A 16030-nucleotide genomic window follows, 5' to 3' on the forward strand; every position below is an offset into this window, starting at 1 on the left:
CTACCTCCTGTCGGGTGCGCCGGCGCGCACCATGCTCCTGACCTGACGCGCCGCCACGGACAGCGTCGCGAGGTCCAGGTTTCCAGACAGGAAGATCTCCTCGAGCGCCGACCTCGCGCGGCCGAGCCGCGAACCGTTGGTCAGCTCCCAGTCCTCGATCATCTCGCGGGTGCTCTCGCCGGGTTCGGACGTGGCGAGCACGTCGAGGGTGAGCGTGCGCAGCGACCCGTACAGCTCGTCGCGCAGGGCGAGCCGCGCCAGCGAGTGCCAGCGGTCGCCGCGTTCGAGGGCCGTCACCGCCGAGAGGAGCCAGTCGATTCCCATGTGGGCGTCCATCGCGTAGTACAGCTCGGCGACCTCGGCCTCGTCCCGTTCGGCGATGTCGGCGATGTCGATCACGTCCAGCAGCGGGAACTGGTCGAGGAGACGGAACACGTCCCACGTCAGCTCCTCGGGGGCGCCGCGCGCGAGCAGCGGCTCGGCGCGTTCCTTCAGGTCCTGCACGTGGTGACCCTGCATCCACTCCCCCACCCGGGGGGCGAGCCGCGCGAACATGGCCCGGTACCGGCTGATCTCGGCGCCGACGGCCAGAGGTTGCGGCCGGTTCGACAGCAGCCACCGCGACGCCCGGTCGAGGACGCGGTGCGATTCGAGCAGCAGGTCGTCGGCGACGGCCGTGGTCGTGTCGGCAGAGCGGATGCGGGCCCACACGCCGGGCAGATCGAAGATCTCGGTGACGGCGGCGTAGGCGCGGATGGCGTCGGTGCTCGATGCTCCGGCCTCCTCGGAGAGCCGGTAGACGTAGCTGATCCCGCCGTTGTCGACGGTTTCGTTGGCGAGGATCGTCGCTACGATCTGCCGCCGCAGTGGGTGGGAGCGGATGCCGGCGCGGAAGGGTTCGCGCAGTTGCCGCGGGAAGTAGCCGGGTAGCCGTCCGGCGAAGGTCTCGCTGTCGGGCAGGTCGGTGTCGAGCAGGTCGTCGGCGAGGGCGAGTTTGACGTGGGCGAGCAGGGTGGACAGCTCGGGCGAGGTCAGTCCCTCTCCTTCGAGGCGACGCCGCTCGATCTCGGCGTCGCCGGGCAGCGCCTCGAGGGACCGGTCGATTCCGCGTTCGGCGACGAGGTCGGCGATCAGCCGCTGGTGCACCGCGAGCATGGTGGGGGCGCCGGTGCGGGAGTAGCCGAGCAGGTTGTTCTGGGAAATGTTGTCCTCGAGGACGATTCGACCGACCTCGTCGGTCATGGATTCGAGCAGCGGGTTGCGGTCGGCGGTGTCGAGGGCACCGGCGGTGACCATCGAGTCGAGCAGGATCTTGATGTTGACCTCGTGGTCGGAGCAGTCGACCCCGGCGGAGTTGTCGATCGCATCGGTGTTGATCTTGCCGCCGGCGCGGGCGTATTCGATGCGGCCGCGCTGGGTGACGCCGAGGTTGCCGCCCTCCCCCACCACCCGGGCGCGGAGGGTGCCGCCGTTGACGCGGACCGCGTCGTTGCTCTTGTCGCCCACGTCGGCATCGGTTTCGGGGACGGCCTTGACGTAGGTGCCGATGCCCCCGTTCCACAGCAGGTCCACCGGGGCCCGCAGGATCGCGCGGATCAGTTCGGGGGGTGAGAGCTCGGTGACGTCGTCGTCGAGTCCGAGCACGCTCCGCACCTCGGCGCTGAGGGAAACGGATTTCAGGGAACGCTCCCACACCCCGCCACCGGTGCTGATCAGCTCCGTGTCGTAGTCGGCCCACGACGAGCGGGGCAGCTCGTACAGGCGGCGCCGCTCGGCGTACGAGGCGGCGGGCTCCGGGTCGGGGTCGAGGAAGATGTGCCGATGATCGAACGCGGCCACCAACCGGATGTGGGTGCTCAGGAGCATTCCGTTGCCGAACACGTCGCCGCTCATGTCGCCGATGCCGGCGACGGTGAAGTCCTCGCTCTGGGTGTCGACGCCCAGTTCACGGAAGTGCCGCTTGACGCTCTCCCAGGCTCCGCGGGCGGTGATGCCCATGGCCTTGTGGTCGTAGCCGGCGGATCCGCCGGAGGCGAAGGCGTCGCCGAGCCAGAACCCGTACTCGCGGGCGACCTCGTTGGCGAGGTCGGAAAAGGTCGCGGTGCCCTTGTCGGCGGCGACCACGAGGTACGTGTCGTCGCCGTCGCGGCGGACGACCCGCGGCGGCGGCACGGCCACGCCTCTCGCTCGGTCGAGGTTGTCGGTGACGTCGAGCAGACCGGCGATGAACCGCCGGTAGCAGGCCTCCCCCTGCGCGCGCACGGCCTGCCGGTCGGCGGCCGCATCGCCGGTCGGCGCGACCGGGCGTTTGACGACGAAGCCGCCCTTGGCGCCGACGGGAACGATGACGGCGTTCTTCACGGCCTGCGCTTTCGCGAGACCGAGGATCTCGGTGCGGAAGTCCTCCCGCCGGTCCGACCAGCGCAGGCCACCGCGGGCGACCGCGCCGAAACGCATGTGCACACCCTCGACGTCGGGGGCGTAGACGAACACCTCGAACTTCGGTCGCGGCTGGGGCAACTCGTCGATGCGGGTCGGGTCGAGTTTGAACGACAGGGCCCGGGCGGGTGCGGCGTCGGGGCGCGAGAGCGGGACGGCCCCGTCGTCGCTCGATACGAAGTAGTTGGTGCGCAACGTCGCCCGGATCAGGCCGAAGAGGCCGCGCAGGATCCGGTCGGCGTCGAGACCGACGACGGCGTCGATCCGGCCGACCAGTTCGGCGGCGGCGTCCTGCTCGCGGTCGGCAGATGCCTCGTCCGGGTCGAACATCGCCTCGAACAGTTCGGCGAACAGCGCGGTGGTGTCCGGGTCCGCGAGCAGGACTCCTTCGATGCGGTACTGGCTGTAGGGGAAGCCGGCCTGCCGCAGGTACTTGGCGTAGGCGCGCAGCATCATGGCCTGCCGCCAGCCCATTCCGGCCCGCAGGACGAGTTCGTTGAACCGGTCCGGTTCCGACAGTCCGTGCCACATGGCGGCGAACGCCGCGGTGAAACGGGTGGTCACGCCCGGGTCGGGTTCGACGTCGACGGGCAGGACCAGCCCGAAATCGTAGATCCAGCAGCTCATCCGGTCGGCGCGGATGATCTGGTACGGGCGCTCGTCGAGCACCTCGACGCCGAGGCTCTGCAGCACCGGCAGCACCTGGCTGAGGGTGATGCCCTCGCTGCCGATGTAGAGCGTGAAACGCCACCGGCGCGGATCGGCGCCGGGTTGCCGGTACAGGAGCAGGTCGATGCTGCCGTCCCGCAGCGCCTCGAGACGGGCGATGTCGGCCAGCGCCCGGCTCGCGTCGAAGTCCTCCTTGTAGCCGTCGGGCAGCACCTCCGCGTAGCGCTGTACGAGCACGGGATCGACGGTGTGGTCGGTGGCGGCCAGGTCGGCGAGGTGGTCGTCCCAGCTGCGGCTGGCCTCGGCGAGCAGGGCCTGGATGCGCAGCCGATTGTCCTCGGAGGTGTCGATCCGCGGCAGTGCCTGCCCCGGTGGAGTCCGGATGGTCACGTGCAGCAACGCCAGGTCGCCCTCGGTGACCCGGGCGGTGTAGTGGATGGCACCGCCGCCGTACTCGCGCAGCAGGATCTGCTGCATCGCGACCCGCACGCGGGTGTTGTAGCGGTCGCGGGGCAGGTAGATCAGGCACGAGACGAAGCGGCCGTAGGGGTCCACCCGCACGAACAGCCGGAGTTGCCGGCGCATCGCGACCACGGCGGTGACGGTCTCGTAGAGGGTCTCGGTGTCGGCGGAGAACAGTTCCACCCGGGGTAGTGCCTGCAGCACCTCGAGCATGGCCTGGCCGGTGAACGACGACAGTTCCACGCCGGCGAGGGCCACCACCTCCCGTACCCGGCGGGCCAGCACCGGGATGTCGAGCACGTTCTCGTGCAGCGCGGTCACGGCGAGCACACCGAGGAACCGGTGCTCGCCGACGACCCGGCCGTCGGAGTCGAGCACGGCGACGCCCACGAAGTACGGGTAAACCGAGCGGTGCACCGTGGCAGGCAGGGACGCCTGGGTGAGCACCAGCAGCGGACGGTCGGCGGCCTCGACCGTTGCCGACATGTCGATCACGTCGTCGGCGGCCAGGTCGGAGCGCAGCACCCCGAGTCCGCTGCCCGGCACGGCGCGGGCACGGCGCGTCCCCGAGGCGTCGGCGACGACGTCGTAGCGCCGATAGCCGAGGACGGTGTAGTTGCCCCGCGCGAGCCAGCGCAGCAGCGCCGACGTCTCCCGAAGATCCTCCGCGGCGTGCCGCGGCGGCGGGTTCTCGGCGAGCGCGTCGAGTTCGGTGGCGAGATCGCGTTCCCGGGCGAGCATCTCGGCGGTGTCGGCACCGACCTGCCGGACGTCGGCGAGCACACCCCCGATCTCGGTGCCCACGGCATCGAGGGTGGCCTCGGCGGTGGCCGGATGCAGCTGGACGTGTATCCACGACTCGGTGACGAAGCCGGACGGGGGCGTGGTGTCGGCCACCATCTCGCGCAGGCCGCCGCCCGCGTCGCGCCGTACGGACACCACGGGATGGACCAGTTCGCGGATGGCGACGCCGAGCCGGGTCAGCAGCGCGATGACGGATTCGACGAGCAGCGGCATGTCGTCGGTGACGATCTGCAGGGCGGCGCCGATGTCCCATCGGTCGCCGGGCCGGTAGACGCGGGTCAGGACCGCGGCGTCACGTCGCTCCCTGCCGAGGTCCAGGTGGGCGGCCAGAGCCCGCTCCGGGGCGTCGACGGTGTCCGCGTAACGCCGGTAGCTGTCCTCGAGAGCGGAGGCCGCGAGCTGCCGGTTCGACGAAACCCCGTGGGGTGGGGCGGACTCGGCCATGGTGCTCACTCCCTCATTCGCTGCCGGAAACCGGCAGCGCCGCGGACAGGCTCTGGTGCGAGCCTATCCGCGGCGCCGGGTGTGAGGGGGGAATCCCGCGCCGGGTGGTCAGGCGACCGGCGCGGCGACGTACTCCTCGAGAACCGCCCGCTCGTCGGCGGACAGCGGCCGGGCGGTCTCGGTGTGCGGGTCGAACCCGACGAGCACCGCGTCCCCGGAGCCGCAGGGATTGCCCTGCACGTCGGTGATCACGTGCCGCAGGGTGTACGAGCTGTTGCCCACGTGCAGTACCGAGATGGCGACGGTGATCGGACCGGAATCGTCCTTGAGCGGACGCAGGAACTCCACGTCCATCTTCCGCACCACCACGGCGCCGCGCGCGAACGGGCCGCTCTGCAGGAACTTGATCCGGGCTTCCTGCATGTACTCCACGAACTTCGTGTTGTTGACGTGCCCGAGGCGATCGGAGTCGGCCCAGCGCACCTCCAGCGTGCAGGTGAAGGTCTTCCGCTCAGTCACGAGTGAGCTTCCGGTGGGTGACGCGGTGCGGACGCGCCGCCTCCGCCCCGAGCCGCTCGACCTTGTTGGCCTCGTACGACTCGAAGTTGCCCTCGAACCAGAACCACTTGCCCTCCTCGACGTTGCCTTCCCACGCGAGGATGTGGGTGCAGGTGCGGTCGAGGAACCAGCGGTCGTGGGAGATCACGACGGCACAGCCGGGGAACTTCTGCAGCGCGTTCTCGAGCGAGCTCAGGGTTTCGACGTCGAGGTCGTTGGTCGGCTCGTCGAGCAGGATCAGGTTGCCGCCCTCCTTGAGGGTCAGTGCCAGGTTCAGGCGGTTGCGCTCGCCACCGGAGAGCACCTCGGCCTTCTTCTGCTGATCCGGGCCCTTGAAGCCGAATGCGCTGACGTACGCGCGTGAGGGCATCTCGTTCTGGCCGACCTCGATGTAGTCGAGCCCGTCGGACACGACCTGCCACACCGTCTTGTTCGGGTCGATGTTCGCCCGGGACTGGTCGACGTAGCTCAGCTTGACGGTCTCGCCGACCCTCACGGTGCCGGAGTCCGGCTTCTCGAGGCCGACGATGGTCTTGAACAGGGTGGTCTTGCCGACGCCGTTGGGGCCGATCACGCCGACGATGCCGTTGCGCGGCAGCGTGAAGGACAGGTCCTTGATCAGCACGCGGCCTTCGAACCCCTTGTCGAGGTGGTCGACCTCGACCACGACGTCGCCCAGGCGCGGCGGCGTCGGGATCTGGATCTCCTCGAAGTCGAGCTTGCGGAACTTCTCGGCCTCGGCGGCCATCTCCTCGTAGCGGGCCAGGCGGGCCTTGTTCTTGGTCTGGCGGGCCTTGGCGCCGGACCGGACCCACTCGAGCTCCTCGCGCAGGCGCTTCTGCAGCTTCTGGTCCTTCTTGCCCTGCACCTCGAGGCGCTCGGCCTTCTTCTCCAGGTAGGTGGAGTAGTTGCCCTCGTACGGGTGCAGCTTGCCGCGGTCGACCTCACAGATCCACTGCGCGACGTGGTCGAGGAAGTACCGGTCGTGGGTGACGGCGAGGACGGCACCGGGGTAGCTCGCGAGGAACTGCTCGAGCCACAGCACCGACTCGGCGTCGAGGTGGTTGGTGGGCTCGTCGAGCAGCAACAGGTCGGGCTTGCTCAGCAGCAGCTTGCACAGGGCGACGCGGCGGCGCTCACCGCCCGACAGGTGGGTGACCGGCTCGTCCGGCGGCGGGCAGCGCAGGGCGTCCATCGCCTGCTCGAGCTGCGAGTCGATGTCCCAGGCGTTGGCGTGGTCGAGTTCCTCCTGGAGCTTGCCCATCTCCTCCATGAGCTCGTCGGAGTAGTCGGTCGCCATCAGCTCGGCGATCTCGTTGAACCGGTCGAGCTTGACCTTGATCTCGCCGAGACCCTCCTCCACGTTGCCGCGGACGGTCTTGTCCTCGTTGAGCGGCGGTTCCTGCAGCAGGATGCCGACGGAGGCTTCGGGATCGAGGAAGGCCTCCCCGTTACTGGGCTGGTCCAGCCCGGCCATGATCTTGAGGATGGACGATTTGCCCGCGCCGTTCGGTCCGACCACACCGATCTTGGCACCCGGGTAGAAGCTCATGGTGACGTCGTCGAGAATGACCTTGTCACCGTGCGCCTTGCGCACCTTCTTCATCGTGTAAATGAACTCCGCCATAGGTCCAGCGTATCGGGCCGACCCGCGGACACCACATCCCGGACGACCGGCCCGGTCCGGTGAGACCGGAAGCGGACCGGCTACGAGGCGAACAGCCGCGCCACGAACGGGGTGGTGTCGGGCAGGGAACGGGTCATGGTCGTGTTGTGCCCGGCGACGTACACCCGGTAGTCGAGGTCGGCACCCGCCGCCCGCAGGTCGGCGGCGAGCCCGGCCGACAACGGCGCGGGGACCATCGTGTCGTGGATGCCCTGGGCGAGGAACATCGGGCGGTCGTACCCGCTGGTCGGGACGCCCAGGTAGTCGGCGAACACGGCGGGGAAACGGCCTTCGGACAGCGGCCGCGCCGCCAGGTCGCCGACCCGGACGTCGCCGGCGAGCGCGTCGAGCTCGTTGTAGCAGAGTCGTTCGGCCGCATCGACGAACTCACGCCCGGTGGGGGTCAGGTAGCTGTTCACGTCCAGGTCGGGATGGGCGGCGCGGAGTCCGGCGAAGATGTAGGAGCTGAACGCGACCAGACCTTCGAAACCCGGGTCGGGGAATCCGGGCCCGCCGAAGGGGAACAGCCGCTCGAGGTTGGACGGCGCCCCGGTGGTGACCGTGCCGCGGAAGTCGAGCTCCGGTGCGCGCGATGAGGCCCGGTGTGCGGTGTGCAGCGCCGCGTGCCCGCCCTGCGACTGACCGACGGCGACCCACCGCGGCGACAGCGACGGCTCGGCGGCACGGCCCGCCCGCACGATGTCGACGACGCTGTCGGCGGCGCTCTGGCCGTCGAGGTAGGTGTGGACGCCGTCGGTGCCCAGTCCCGGGTAGTCGGCCGCCACGACGGCGTACCCCTGGGCGAGCCAGTGTTCGAGGTACGGCCGCTCGACGTCGGCGCGCGGATTCCGCGACGGCGCGCAGTCGTCGCCGATGCCGACGGTGCCGTGGGCGTAGGAGATCACCGGGCGGCCCCCCTCCGGGGCGGGGCCCGGAGGCAGGAACAGCACCCCGGTGCCCACGGCCGGCGCGCCGGAGCGCCACTCGGTGCGGTACGTGAGCCGCTGGGCGACCGCTGCGCCGGGCACCGACAGTTCGGGCGGCAACGGCTCGACCGAGACGATCGTGCCGGGGTCTGCGGCTGCGGGTTCGGCCCCGGCGACGGACGGGGTGAGCCCGCCCGCCAGCACCGCACCGACCGCACACAGCGCCCACCGCCACCGCCTGGTCCGGCCCATGAAATCCTCCGCTCGTCCGACGCGCGTGCCGGTCGTCGGCAGGCACCACCTCGCACGTCGGTCCCCGACCGTCCGGCGTTACCGGACGAATCGGGCGGCGACGAACCCCGTGGTGTCGGGGAGGGCCTCGAAGAGCGTGGCGAAGTGGTCGGCCGGATAGGTGCGGTAGTCGACGTCGGCACCGCCGGCCCACAGGTCGGCGACGAGCTTGACCGACAAGGGTGCGGGCACCATCCGGTCGTCCAGGCCCTGGCCCAGGAACAGGGGCCGGTCGTAACCGCGGGCCGGGACGCCGAGGTAGTCCGTGAGCGCGGCCCGCATCCGGTCGTCACCCAGCGGCCGGGACAGCAGCTGCCCGACGGCCACACCGGCGGCGCGGTCCTCGAGCTCGCTGTAGCAGAGGCGCTCGGCGGCGTCGACGAGTTCGCGGCCGACGGGCGTGAGGTAACTGTCGACCCCGAGGTCGGGTCGTGCCGCCCGCAGCCCGGCCATGATGTAGGCACTGAACGGGACGAGGCCGTCCAGCCCGAGGTCGGGGAAGCCGGGCACGCCGAACGGGAACAGTAGTTCGAGGTTGGACGGCGCCCCGGTGGCGACGGCGCCGCGGAAGTCGAGCTCCGGTGCGCGCGCCGTGGCCCGGCGTGCGGCGTGCAGCGCCGCGTGCCCGCCCTGCGACTGCCCGACGACGACCCAGCGCGGCGACAGCGACGGCTCGACTGCGCGCGCCGCCCGCACGACGTCGATCATGCTGTTCGCGGCCGTGGGCCCGTCGAGATACGTGTGCAGACCGTCGGTGCCCAGTCCGGGGTAGTCGGCGGCCACCACGGCGTAGCCCTGCGACAGCCAGTGCGCGAGATACCGCTGCTCCCGGTCGACGCGGGGGTTGCGCGACGGGGCGCAGTCGTCGCCGAGACCGACGGTGCCGTGGGCCCACGACACCACCGGCCGGCCGCCCTCGGGTGCCGGGCCCGGCGGCAGGAACAGCACCCCGGTGTCGACGGCGGCGGCACCGGACCGCCACTGGGTGCGGTAGGTGAACCGCTCGGCGACCGCAGCGCCCGGCACGGACAGCTCGGGTGGCAGCGGCTCCACCGACATCACCGCCCCGGGCGCCGGCTCGGCGACCGCGACGGGCGGGCACAGCCCGGCCGGGAACAACACGGTCGACGAGGCGCAGACCGCCCACAGCGCCCGGCGTACCCCGCTCTCGCGACGGAGTCGGCTCGTCCCCCGATCTCCTCGGGTCTCCCCGCGACGAGGACGCACGGTCGGGGACGGCGTGCCGGCCGAGACGGTGCGAGTCGGCACCTGGCACGTCCGGCTCGGGTCAGCCCGCACGCTCGATCCGGGTCTTCAGGTGGGCCAGCATCTGCTGCATGCTGCTCTCGGTCCATTTCGGGAGATGATCCCCGAGGGGGACGTCGGCGACGAGGACGGCGACGTGCGAGGTCCCTTCCAGCTTCACCTCGGTGCCGCCGTCCGCGGGCGCGAACGTGAACGTCCACAGGAACTCGATGCCCGCCCCAGGCGTCGACCGGACGACGATGCGCTCGTCGGGGACGACCTCGACGTACTCGACGTGACCCTCGAAGTGCAGGCCGAGGAGTCCTCCGAACCACTGGGCGCTCGACCCGACACCGTCCGGGGTCGAGTGGACCTCCCGGACCGCCATGTTCGGGTGAGCGGACCACAGCTTCCCGATGTCGCGCGCGAACCCGAACACCTTCTCGACGGGGGCATCGATCGTGATGCTCTGCGCCGCACGCGCGCTCGGCGGCGCGGCCGGAGTCCGGGCACCCTCGACCCGCGCCTTCACGGTGGCGAGCATCCGTTCGATGTCACCCCCGCTCAACTTGAACATCAACTCCTCGACGGGCACCCCGACGACCGGCACGTCGAGTGTCCATTCGCAGTCCAAGGTCAGGCTCGTCGCGCCGTCCTGCGGCGCGAACGTGAAGGTCCAGACCGGTCCCATGCTGGATCGGGCCACGATGCGCTCGCCGGGGACGACCTCGGTGTACTCCACGCGCCCTTTCAGGTGCAGGCCCAGCAGCTTCTCGAACCACTCGGCACTCGTCCCGACCCCGTCCGGGGTGAGGTCGACGTCCCTCACCGCGCACTCGGGAAAGCAGACCCACAACTTCCCGACGTCCTTCGCGAACTCGAACACCTCCGCCACGGGCGCCTCGATCGTGGTGGCGCGGCTCATCTTCGCCATCGGTCCGATCCCTTCCGTCCTGACTCTCCCCGAACTACGGCCCCCGGATCACACGTTTCGCACGCTACGCTCCGCCGGCCACCTGGAGCTCGGGATCGGCCGGTTGTGGTCTCGATGTCACCGCTCCGTGGGCCCAGGCTGCTGTGCTGTTCGACGATCTTCGAACAGCACTCCGTACGTTGGTTTCCCGACCTTCCAGCGGAAGGGCCGTATCGTCCGAGCGCATGGCATGGTTGGTGTTCGGAGTTCTGGCGCTGATGGGGCTGGTGGCGGGCGTGGTGGTGCGACAGCGAGACCGGGTGGAACGCGCTTCCGGGTTTCCGTGGTTCTGGGTGGCATTCCCGGCGACCTGCATCGTCATCGCGGCTGCGGTGAGTGTCTTCGCATGGCCTCAGGTGCTGACCGGCTCGGGCAGTTACTGGTGGGATCCGCCCACCGTGAATCAGCCGGGTTTGCAGTTCCTGTCGAACGAGCAGTACCAGCGGTTCATGACATTGCGTCGGTGGAGATGGGTACTACCTGCGATATCACTCGTGGGAATTGCCTTGTGCGTGTGGACCTGGCGGCGACGCCACGTGTGACCCCGCCCTTGTGATGGTCCCGCACAGCAACAGAGGTATCGCTGTGGGCGCGGCGGTACCGGTTACGAGGAGACGCGCCATGATGAGACACACACTCGACTTCGGTAGCCCGTTGCCCCCGGGCTGGACCACACTCGACGACCAGAACCGGTACTGGGATCAGTTCACCGACCGGTTCAGGTTCCGGCCTGGTCTTACCGAGTCGGATTGGCCGGCGATGGCAGAACCGACACCGTCGATCACGTTCGATCTCACCGCGCCTGCCGACATCGCAGGCGCGTGGCAGAGCCGCTTCGATGCGATCAACGCCGAAGCGTTACGTTGTTTCGTCTCAGATTTCCCCGAGGACCCGATGTTCGTGGTGCTGGACTGGCAGCACACCTGCTATCGGCTCGATACGGCCGTGCATGCCGCCACCCCGGACACCGAGTGGCGGGTTCCGGTCTACCCCAACGGCGACTACCACCTCTTTCTGCGCGACGACCTCAGCGAGGGCACGTTCGGACACCCGTGGGAGCAGACCCTGTGCGTGTTCGGCGAACGTCTTGTCGGTTCATTGGGCCGGACCCTCGCGACGTGGCTGCCTGTCATACGGATCGACGGCCGTCGACCCGACGCCCTGTAACACAACAGCACACCACTCGCGCACCGCGGGACGGGGCCACGACATCGGCCCGGACTGTGCGAAGCCCTCGCCACCTGTCGAGAAGGCGACACCCTCATCGTCGCCGGATTCGGCTGACTGGGCCGATTTGCCGGCGACCACAGTCTTCGCGCCGGCCTCGTGCAGGTCGAACATCTTGCGGCCCTGCGCCCGCGTCAGCTGACGCGTCGACCCGCAGCAGCCTCGACAATCACCGGGCCCCGCACGAACAGCGGCTCTACCCGCCGAACAGGGTCGCCGCAAACGGTGTGGTGGCCGGCAGTGCGTCGAACATGGTCTCGGAATGCCCGTTGGGGTAGGTGCGGTAGTCGACGTTTGTACCCCCGGACCACAGGTCGGCGACGAGCTTGAACGACAGCGGCGCCGGCACGACCTGATCGCGCAATCCCTGGCCGAGGAACAGCGGTCGGTCGTAGCCACGGGTGGGCACTCCCATGTAGTCGGCGAGGGCCGCGCGCATGCGGTCGTCGCCGAGCGGGCGGGCGAGGATCTCCCCCACTCCGATGCCGTCGACGCGGTCGCTGAGTTCGGCGTAGCAGAGCCGCTCCGCGTCGTCGACCACGTCCCGCCCGACCGGGGTGAGGTAGCTGTTCACGTCCACGTCGGGCCGTGCGACTCGCAGACCGGCCAGGACGTAGGACAGGAACACGGTGGTTCCGTCGAGGCCCAGATCCGGAAAGCCGGGACCGCCGAACGGGAACAACGTCTCGAGGTTCGACGGCGCGCCGGTGGCGATCATGCCGCGGAAGTCGAGTTCGGGGGCCCGCGACGTCGCCAGGAGCGCGGTGTGCAGCGCCGCGTGGCCGCCCTGCGACTGGCCGATCACGATCCAGCGGTTCGACAGCGACGGCTCGGCGGCGCGGGCGGCCCGGACGACGTCGACGACGCTGTTCGCGGCGCTCGGCCCGTCGAGATACGTGTGCAGGCCGTCGCCGCCCAGGCCGGGATAGTCGGAGGCGACCACGGCGTAGCCCCGGGACAGCCAGTGCCCGAGGTACGCCCGGTCGCGGTCGGTGCGCGGGTTGCGCGACGGGGCGCACTCGTCGCCGACTCCGACGGTGCCGTGGGCCCACGACACGACCGGCCAGCCACCGTCGGGCGGCTGACCCGGGGGCAGGTACAGGACACCCGAGGCGGTCGTCGACGCACCCGACCGCCACTGGGTGCGGAAGGTCAGTCGCTCGGCCGTGGCCGCTCCCGGCACCGACAGCTCGCCGGGCAGTGACTCGACCGCGACCACCGTGCCGGGCCCGGGCTGCGCGCCGGCCGTCGCAGGCACGACCAGCCCGGCAGCCACGGCCCCGATGCACGCGAGTGCCCGCAGCCGCCACCCGGTTCCCCTCATCGCGTCCTCCCGTCGTCGGTGCAGGCGCTCGAACCTACAGGCGCTCAAACCTAGCAGCGACGCCCTGGCAGACGGGACGTTTCGGACACGGTGACGCCGGGCATCTTCCGGAGATGACGACTTTCCCGGCGAGCTCGACGCGACCTCAGGCCACCTCCTCCGACCGGCTCCGCGTCGCAGGCGTCGCCGGGTCGGCGATCGCCGCGGTCGCACTCTCCTTCCTCGGCTCCGGGGCCGTGGTGGGCACACCGATCTCCGAGGTGGCCGACGGGGCGCTGTCGGCCGATGCGACGGCGGTGGCGCCGGGCGGTCCGGCGTTCGCGATCTGGTCGGTGATCTACGCGGGTCTGCTGGCACTCGCGGTGTGGCAGGCGCTGCCCGCGCACCACGCCGATCCCCGCCAGCGGGCGCTCGGCTGGTGGATCGCCGCGTCGATGCTGCTCAACGCCGCGTGGATCCTGGTCGTGCAGCTCGAACTGCTCGCGCTCAGCGTCGCGGTCATCGTCGCGCTGCTGGCCGTGCTGGTTCGGATCTTCCTCGGCCTGACCCGCACCGCGCCGTCGTCCCGCGTGGAAGCCGTCGTCGTGGACGGCACGATGTTCCTGTACCTGGGCTGGGTCGCGGTGGCCACCGTCGCGAACACGGCGGCGGCGCTGCGCGCCGCGGACGTCGACCCGTTCTCGCTGGGCGCCGACATCTGGGCGGTGATCGTCCTGGTCGCGGTCGCCGCGGTGTCGGTACTCCTGGCCGTCGCCGGGCACGGGCGGCTCGCCGTCGCCGGGGCCATGGCGTGGGGCCTGGTGTGGATCGCGGTGGCCCGCAGCGGCGACACCGGATTCACCTCCACCCCGGCCGCCGTCACGGCGGGCGGCGCGGCGGGCGTGGCGGTGCTGTCCGCGGTGATCGTGCGGCTGCGCACGGAGGCCACGCGGCGGCAGCGCACCGAGGCCGCGCGGCGGCGGACCTAGCGACCCTCGTGGTCCCGTCGGGCCAGCTCGGCGAACATCGCGTTGTGGGCGGCGAGATCGGCGTCGTCGTCGCGTTCGGCGGCGCGGTCCACCCGTCGCGCGGTGCGCTCGTCGCTGCGCGACCACTGCACCAGCAGCGCCAGCATGACCAGCACCAGCGGGATCTCCCCTGCCGACCAGGCGATGCTGCCCCCCACCTTCTGGTCGGCGAACAGGTCGCTGTTCCAGGCCAGGCCGAGCCCGCGGTAGTAGGACTCGGCCATCACCGTGCCCATGCTCATCAACGTCACGCCGAAGAACGCGTGGAACGGCAGGGAGCCGAACACCATCGCCAGCTTCGTCACCGGCGTCACGTCCCGCGGCGACGGGTCCACGCCGATCACGACCCAGTAGAACAGGTAGCCGCTGATCAGGAAGTGCAGGTTCATCAGCACATGCGCGGCGTGGCTGTCGGCGTTGGCCTCGAAGATCCCGCCCAGGTACAGCGCGTAGAAGCCGCCGACGAACATCACCGACGCCACGACCGGATGGGTGAAGAACCGCGACGGCGGGCTGTGCAGAAACGCCAGCAGCCACTCCCGCGGACCGGGATAGCCGTCGCGGCCCGCCGGGGTGAAGGACCGCAACGCCAGGGTCATCGCCCCGCCGAGGGCGAGCAGCACGGGCGCCAGCATCGACATCGCCATGTGGGCGCCCATGTGCACGCTGAACATCGCCGGCGAGTACATGCCCACGCCCGACGACGTGGCGACGAACAGCACGAAGCAGCCGGAGAACCAGGCGATGGACCGGCCGACGGGCCAGCTGTCGCCGCGCCGGCGCAGCGTCCACAGCCCGATCGCGTAGGCCACCGCGAGGACGAGGGCGGCCGTGCCGAAGATCAGGTCGAAGCGCCACGCGCCGAAGAAGAGGGTGCCGAGCGTCGGGGGGCCGTCCAGGTTGTAGCCGAGCTCCACCTCGAGCAGCGACGGCACCGTCGCCGGCGGGGGCGGCGGGGTGCGACCCAGCCCCACGGCCAGGCCGACCGTGGCGGCGAGGATGACGGCCTCGACGGCCGCGAACCGGACGAGCGCGCCCCGATCGTCGGGATTCGCCTCGAGCGCGGGCAGCGCACGGCGCCGCTGCATCCATCCGAGGACACCCAGGACGATCAATGCCAGCGCCTTGGCCACGATCAACCGGCCGTAGGTGCTGGTGAGCAACTCGTCCGCGGGCAACCGCACCGCGGCGTTGACGACGCCGCTCAGGGCCATCACCGCGAACGCCAGCCCGGCGACGAACGAGAACCGGCGGGCCGCGAGGTCGGTGTGCGCGCCGCGGCGCCACCCGTGGGCGAGCAGGGCGAACAGGCCACCCGCCCACAGCGACGCCGCGACCAGGTGCAGCACGAGACTGTTGGTGGCCATGTCGTGTGACCCGCCCGACGACGAGTGCCCGGTCAGGGCCAGAGGCATCAGGGTCACCAGCGACAGCAGCAGCAGGTACGGCACCCACGACCAGCGCACCGCGGCGCGGATCAGCACCGCCAGGATCAGGGCGAGCGCTGCCGTCCACGCCCACGCGAGCGCGGTGTCGACCTGCCCGATCGCGCCCCACAGGTTCTCCGGCTTCAGGGCCTCGGCCAGCGGCTGCCCGGAGGTGTCGGACAGGGTCAGCGGCACCAGCACCGCCGAGCACAACGCCCAGATCAGGGCGGCGGTGCCCGCGGTGCGCACGGCCCGGTAGCCGCCCACGTCCAGCACCCCGGTGCGCTGCGGCGGCACCAGGAACGCGGCGAAGAACAATGATCCGACCGCGGCGACGGCGGCGATCTCCGCGATCGCCCGCACGGCGGGCAGTCCGTAGGTGGTGAGCGGTCCCGGGTCCGGGATGCCCAGCAGCACCAGTGCCTGCGCCGCGGACAGGCCGACCACGATCGGCGCGACGACCGCGGCGACGAGCCCGAGGAGGACGTACAGTGCCGACGTGTTGCGCCGCCCGGCCGGCGGTGAGGAGGTCGGCGCGGCCGACGCGAGCTCGGGTGATGCCATACCT

Annotated in this window: 11 protein-coding genes; 3 read left to right on the forward strand and 8 right to left on the reverse strand. The window is 70.7% G+C overall.

The features are described 5' to 3' along the window. The 6 genes from QYS60_RS12730 to QYS60_RS12755 all read right to left on the reverse strand — a co-directional run bounded on the left by QYS60_RS12730 (window position 1) and on the right by QYS60_RS12755 (window position 10438). Window positions 1-4818 (reverse strand): NAD-glutamate dehydrogenase, encoded by a 4818-nt coding sequence (locus tag QYS60_RS12730; RefSeq protein WP_371383340.1) that lies wholly within the window; start codon window positions 4816-4818, stop codon window positions 1-3. 108 nt (window positions 4819-4926) lie between these two features. Continuing rightward, window positions 4927-5337, reverse strand: coding sequence for a thioesterase family protein (locus tag QYS60_RS12735; RefSeq protein WP_003937118.1), 411 nt, complete (start codon window positions 5335-5337; stop codon window positions 4927-4929). Further along, window positions 5330-7003, reverse strand: a complete 1674-nt coding sequence (gene ettA, locus QYS60_RS12740) for an energy-dependent translational throttle protein EttA (RefSeq protein ID WP_003937117.1) — start codon at window positions 7001-7003, stop codon at window positions 5330-5332. Before ettA ends, QYS60_RS12735 begins: the two co-directional genes overlap by 8 nt. 80 nt (window positions 7004-7083) lie before the next feature. Next, window positions 7084-8220, reverse strand: coding sequence for a lipase family protein (locus tag QYS60_RS12745; protein WP_371383341.1), 1137 nt, complete (start codon window positions 8218-8220; stop codon window positions 7084-7086). A gap of 78 nt (window positions 8221-8298) precedes the next feature. After that, window positions 8299-9381, reverse strand: coding sequence for a lipase family protein (locus tag QYS60_RS12750; protein ID WP_371383342.1), 1083 nt, complete (start codon window positions 9379-9381; stop codon window positions 8299-8301). A 166-nt stretch (window positions 9382-9547) separates the two neighbouring features. Then, a complete protein-coding gene (locus tag QYS60_RS12755) occupies window positions 9548-10438 on the reverse strand; it encodes an SRPBCC family protein (protein ID WP_371383343.1) in 891 nt (296 codons plus the stop codon). Between the two features lie 224 nt (window positions 10439-10662). Here QYS60_RS12755 and QYS60_RS12760 point away from each other — a divergent pair, with 224 nt between their 5' ends. Next, complete coding sequence (locus QYS60_RS12760) at window positions 10663-11019, forward strand: hypothetical protein (RefSeq protein WP_010596391.1); 357 nt, start codon at window positions 10663-10665, stop codon at window positions 11017-11019. Between the two features lie 79 nt (window positions 11020-11098). Further along, the gene (locus QYS60_RS12765; RefSeq protein ID WP_371383368.1) at window positions 11099-11644 is read left to right on the forward strand and encodes a DUF2716 domain-containing protein; all 546 of its coding nucleotides are present in this window, start codon (window positions 11099-11101) and stop codon (window positions 11642-11644) included. 256 nt (window positions 11645-11900) lie between these two features. Here QYS60_RS12765 and QYS60_RS12770 read toward each other — a convergent pair whose 3' ends face one another. Further along, window positions 11901-13028, reverse strand: coding sequence for an alpha/beta hydrolase family protein (locus QYS60_RS12770; RefSeq protein ID WP_371383344.1), 1128 nt, complete (start codon window positions 13026-13028; stop codon window positions 11901-11903). Between the two features lie 113 nt (window positions 13029-13141). Between QYS60_RS12770 and QYS60_RS12775 the strand changes: the two genes are divergently transcribed. Continuing rightward, window positions 13142-13996: a tryptophan-rich sensory protein gene (locus QYS60_RS12775; RefSeq protein ID WP_371383345.1), complete on the forward strand. Its 855-nt coding sequence runs from the start codon at window positions 13142-13144 to the stop codon at window positions 13994-13996. Here QYS60_RS12775 and QYS60_RS12780 read toward each other — a convergent pair. Then, window positions 13993-16026, reverse strand: a complete 2034-nt coding sequence (locus QYS60_RS12780; protein WP_371383346.1) for a cytochrome c oxidase assembly protein — start codon at window positions 16024-16026, stop codon at window positions 13993-13995. The two genes, QYS60_RS12775 and QYS60_RS12780, sit on opposite strands and share 4 nt — an antisense overlap. Window positions 16027-16030 lie beyond the last annotated feature (4 nt).

It is taken from the genome of Rhodococcus sp. GXMU-t2271 (assembly GCF_041414735.1).
GTDB lineage: Bacteria > Actinomycetota > Actinomycetes > Mycobacteriales > Mycobacteriaceae > Rhodococcus > Rhodococcus indonesiensis.

Excerpts from the sequence above, each read along its gene's own strand:
- QYS60_RS12775 (WP_371383345.1), top strand. The coding sequence starts at position 13,142 with ATGACGACTTTCCCGGCGAGCTCGACGCGACCTCAGGCCACCTCCTCC.
- QYS60_RS12780 (WP_371383346.1), bottom strand. The coding sequence starts at position 16,026 with ATGGCATCACCCGAGCTCGCGTCGGCCGCGCCGACCTCCTCACCGCCG.
- ettA (WP_003937117.1), bottom strand. The coding sequence starts at position 7,003 with ATGGCGGAGTTCATTTACACGATGAAGAAGGTGCGCAAGGCGCACGGT.
- QYS60_RS12745 (WP_371383341.1), bottom strand. The coding sequence starts at position 8,220 with ATGGGCCGGACCAGGCGGTGGCGGTGGGCGCTGTGTGCGGTCGGTGCG.
- QYS60_RS12770 (WP_371383344.1), bottom strand. The coding sequence starts at position 13,028 with ATGAGGGGAACCGGGTGGCGGCTGCGGGCACTCGCGTGCATCGGGGCC.
- QYS60_RS12730 (WP_371383340.1), bottom strand. The coding sequence starts at position 4,818 with ATGGCCGAGTCCGCCCCACCCCACGGGGTTTCGTCGAACCGGCAGCTC.
- QYS60_RS12765 (WP_371383368.1), top strand. The coding sequence starts at position 11,099 with ATGATGAGACACACACTCGACTTCGGTAGCCCGTTGCCCCCGGGCTGG.
- QYS60_RS12760 (WP_010596391.1), top strand. The coding sequence starts at position 10,663 with ATGGCATGGTTGGTGTTCGGAGTTCTGGCGCTGATGGGGCTGGTGGCG.
- QYS60_RS12755 (WP_371383343.1), bottom strand. The coding sequence starts at position 10,438 with ATGGCGAAGATGAGCCGCGCCACCACGATCGAGGCGCCCGTGGCGGAG.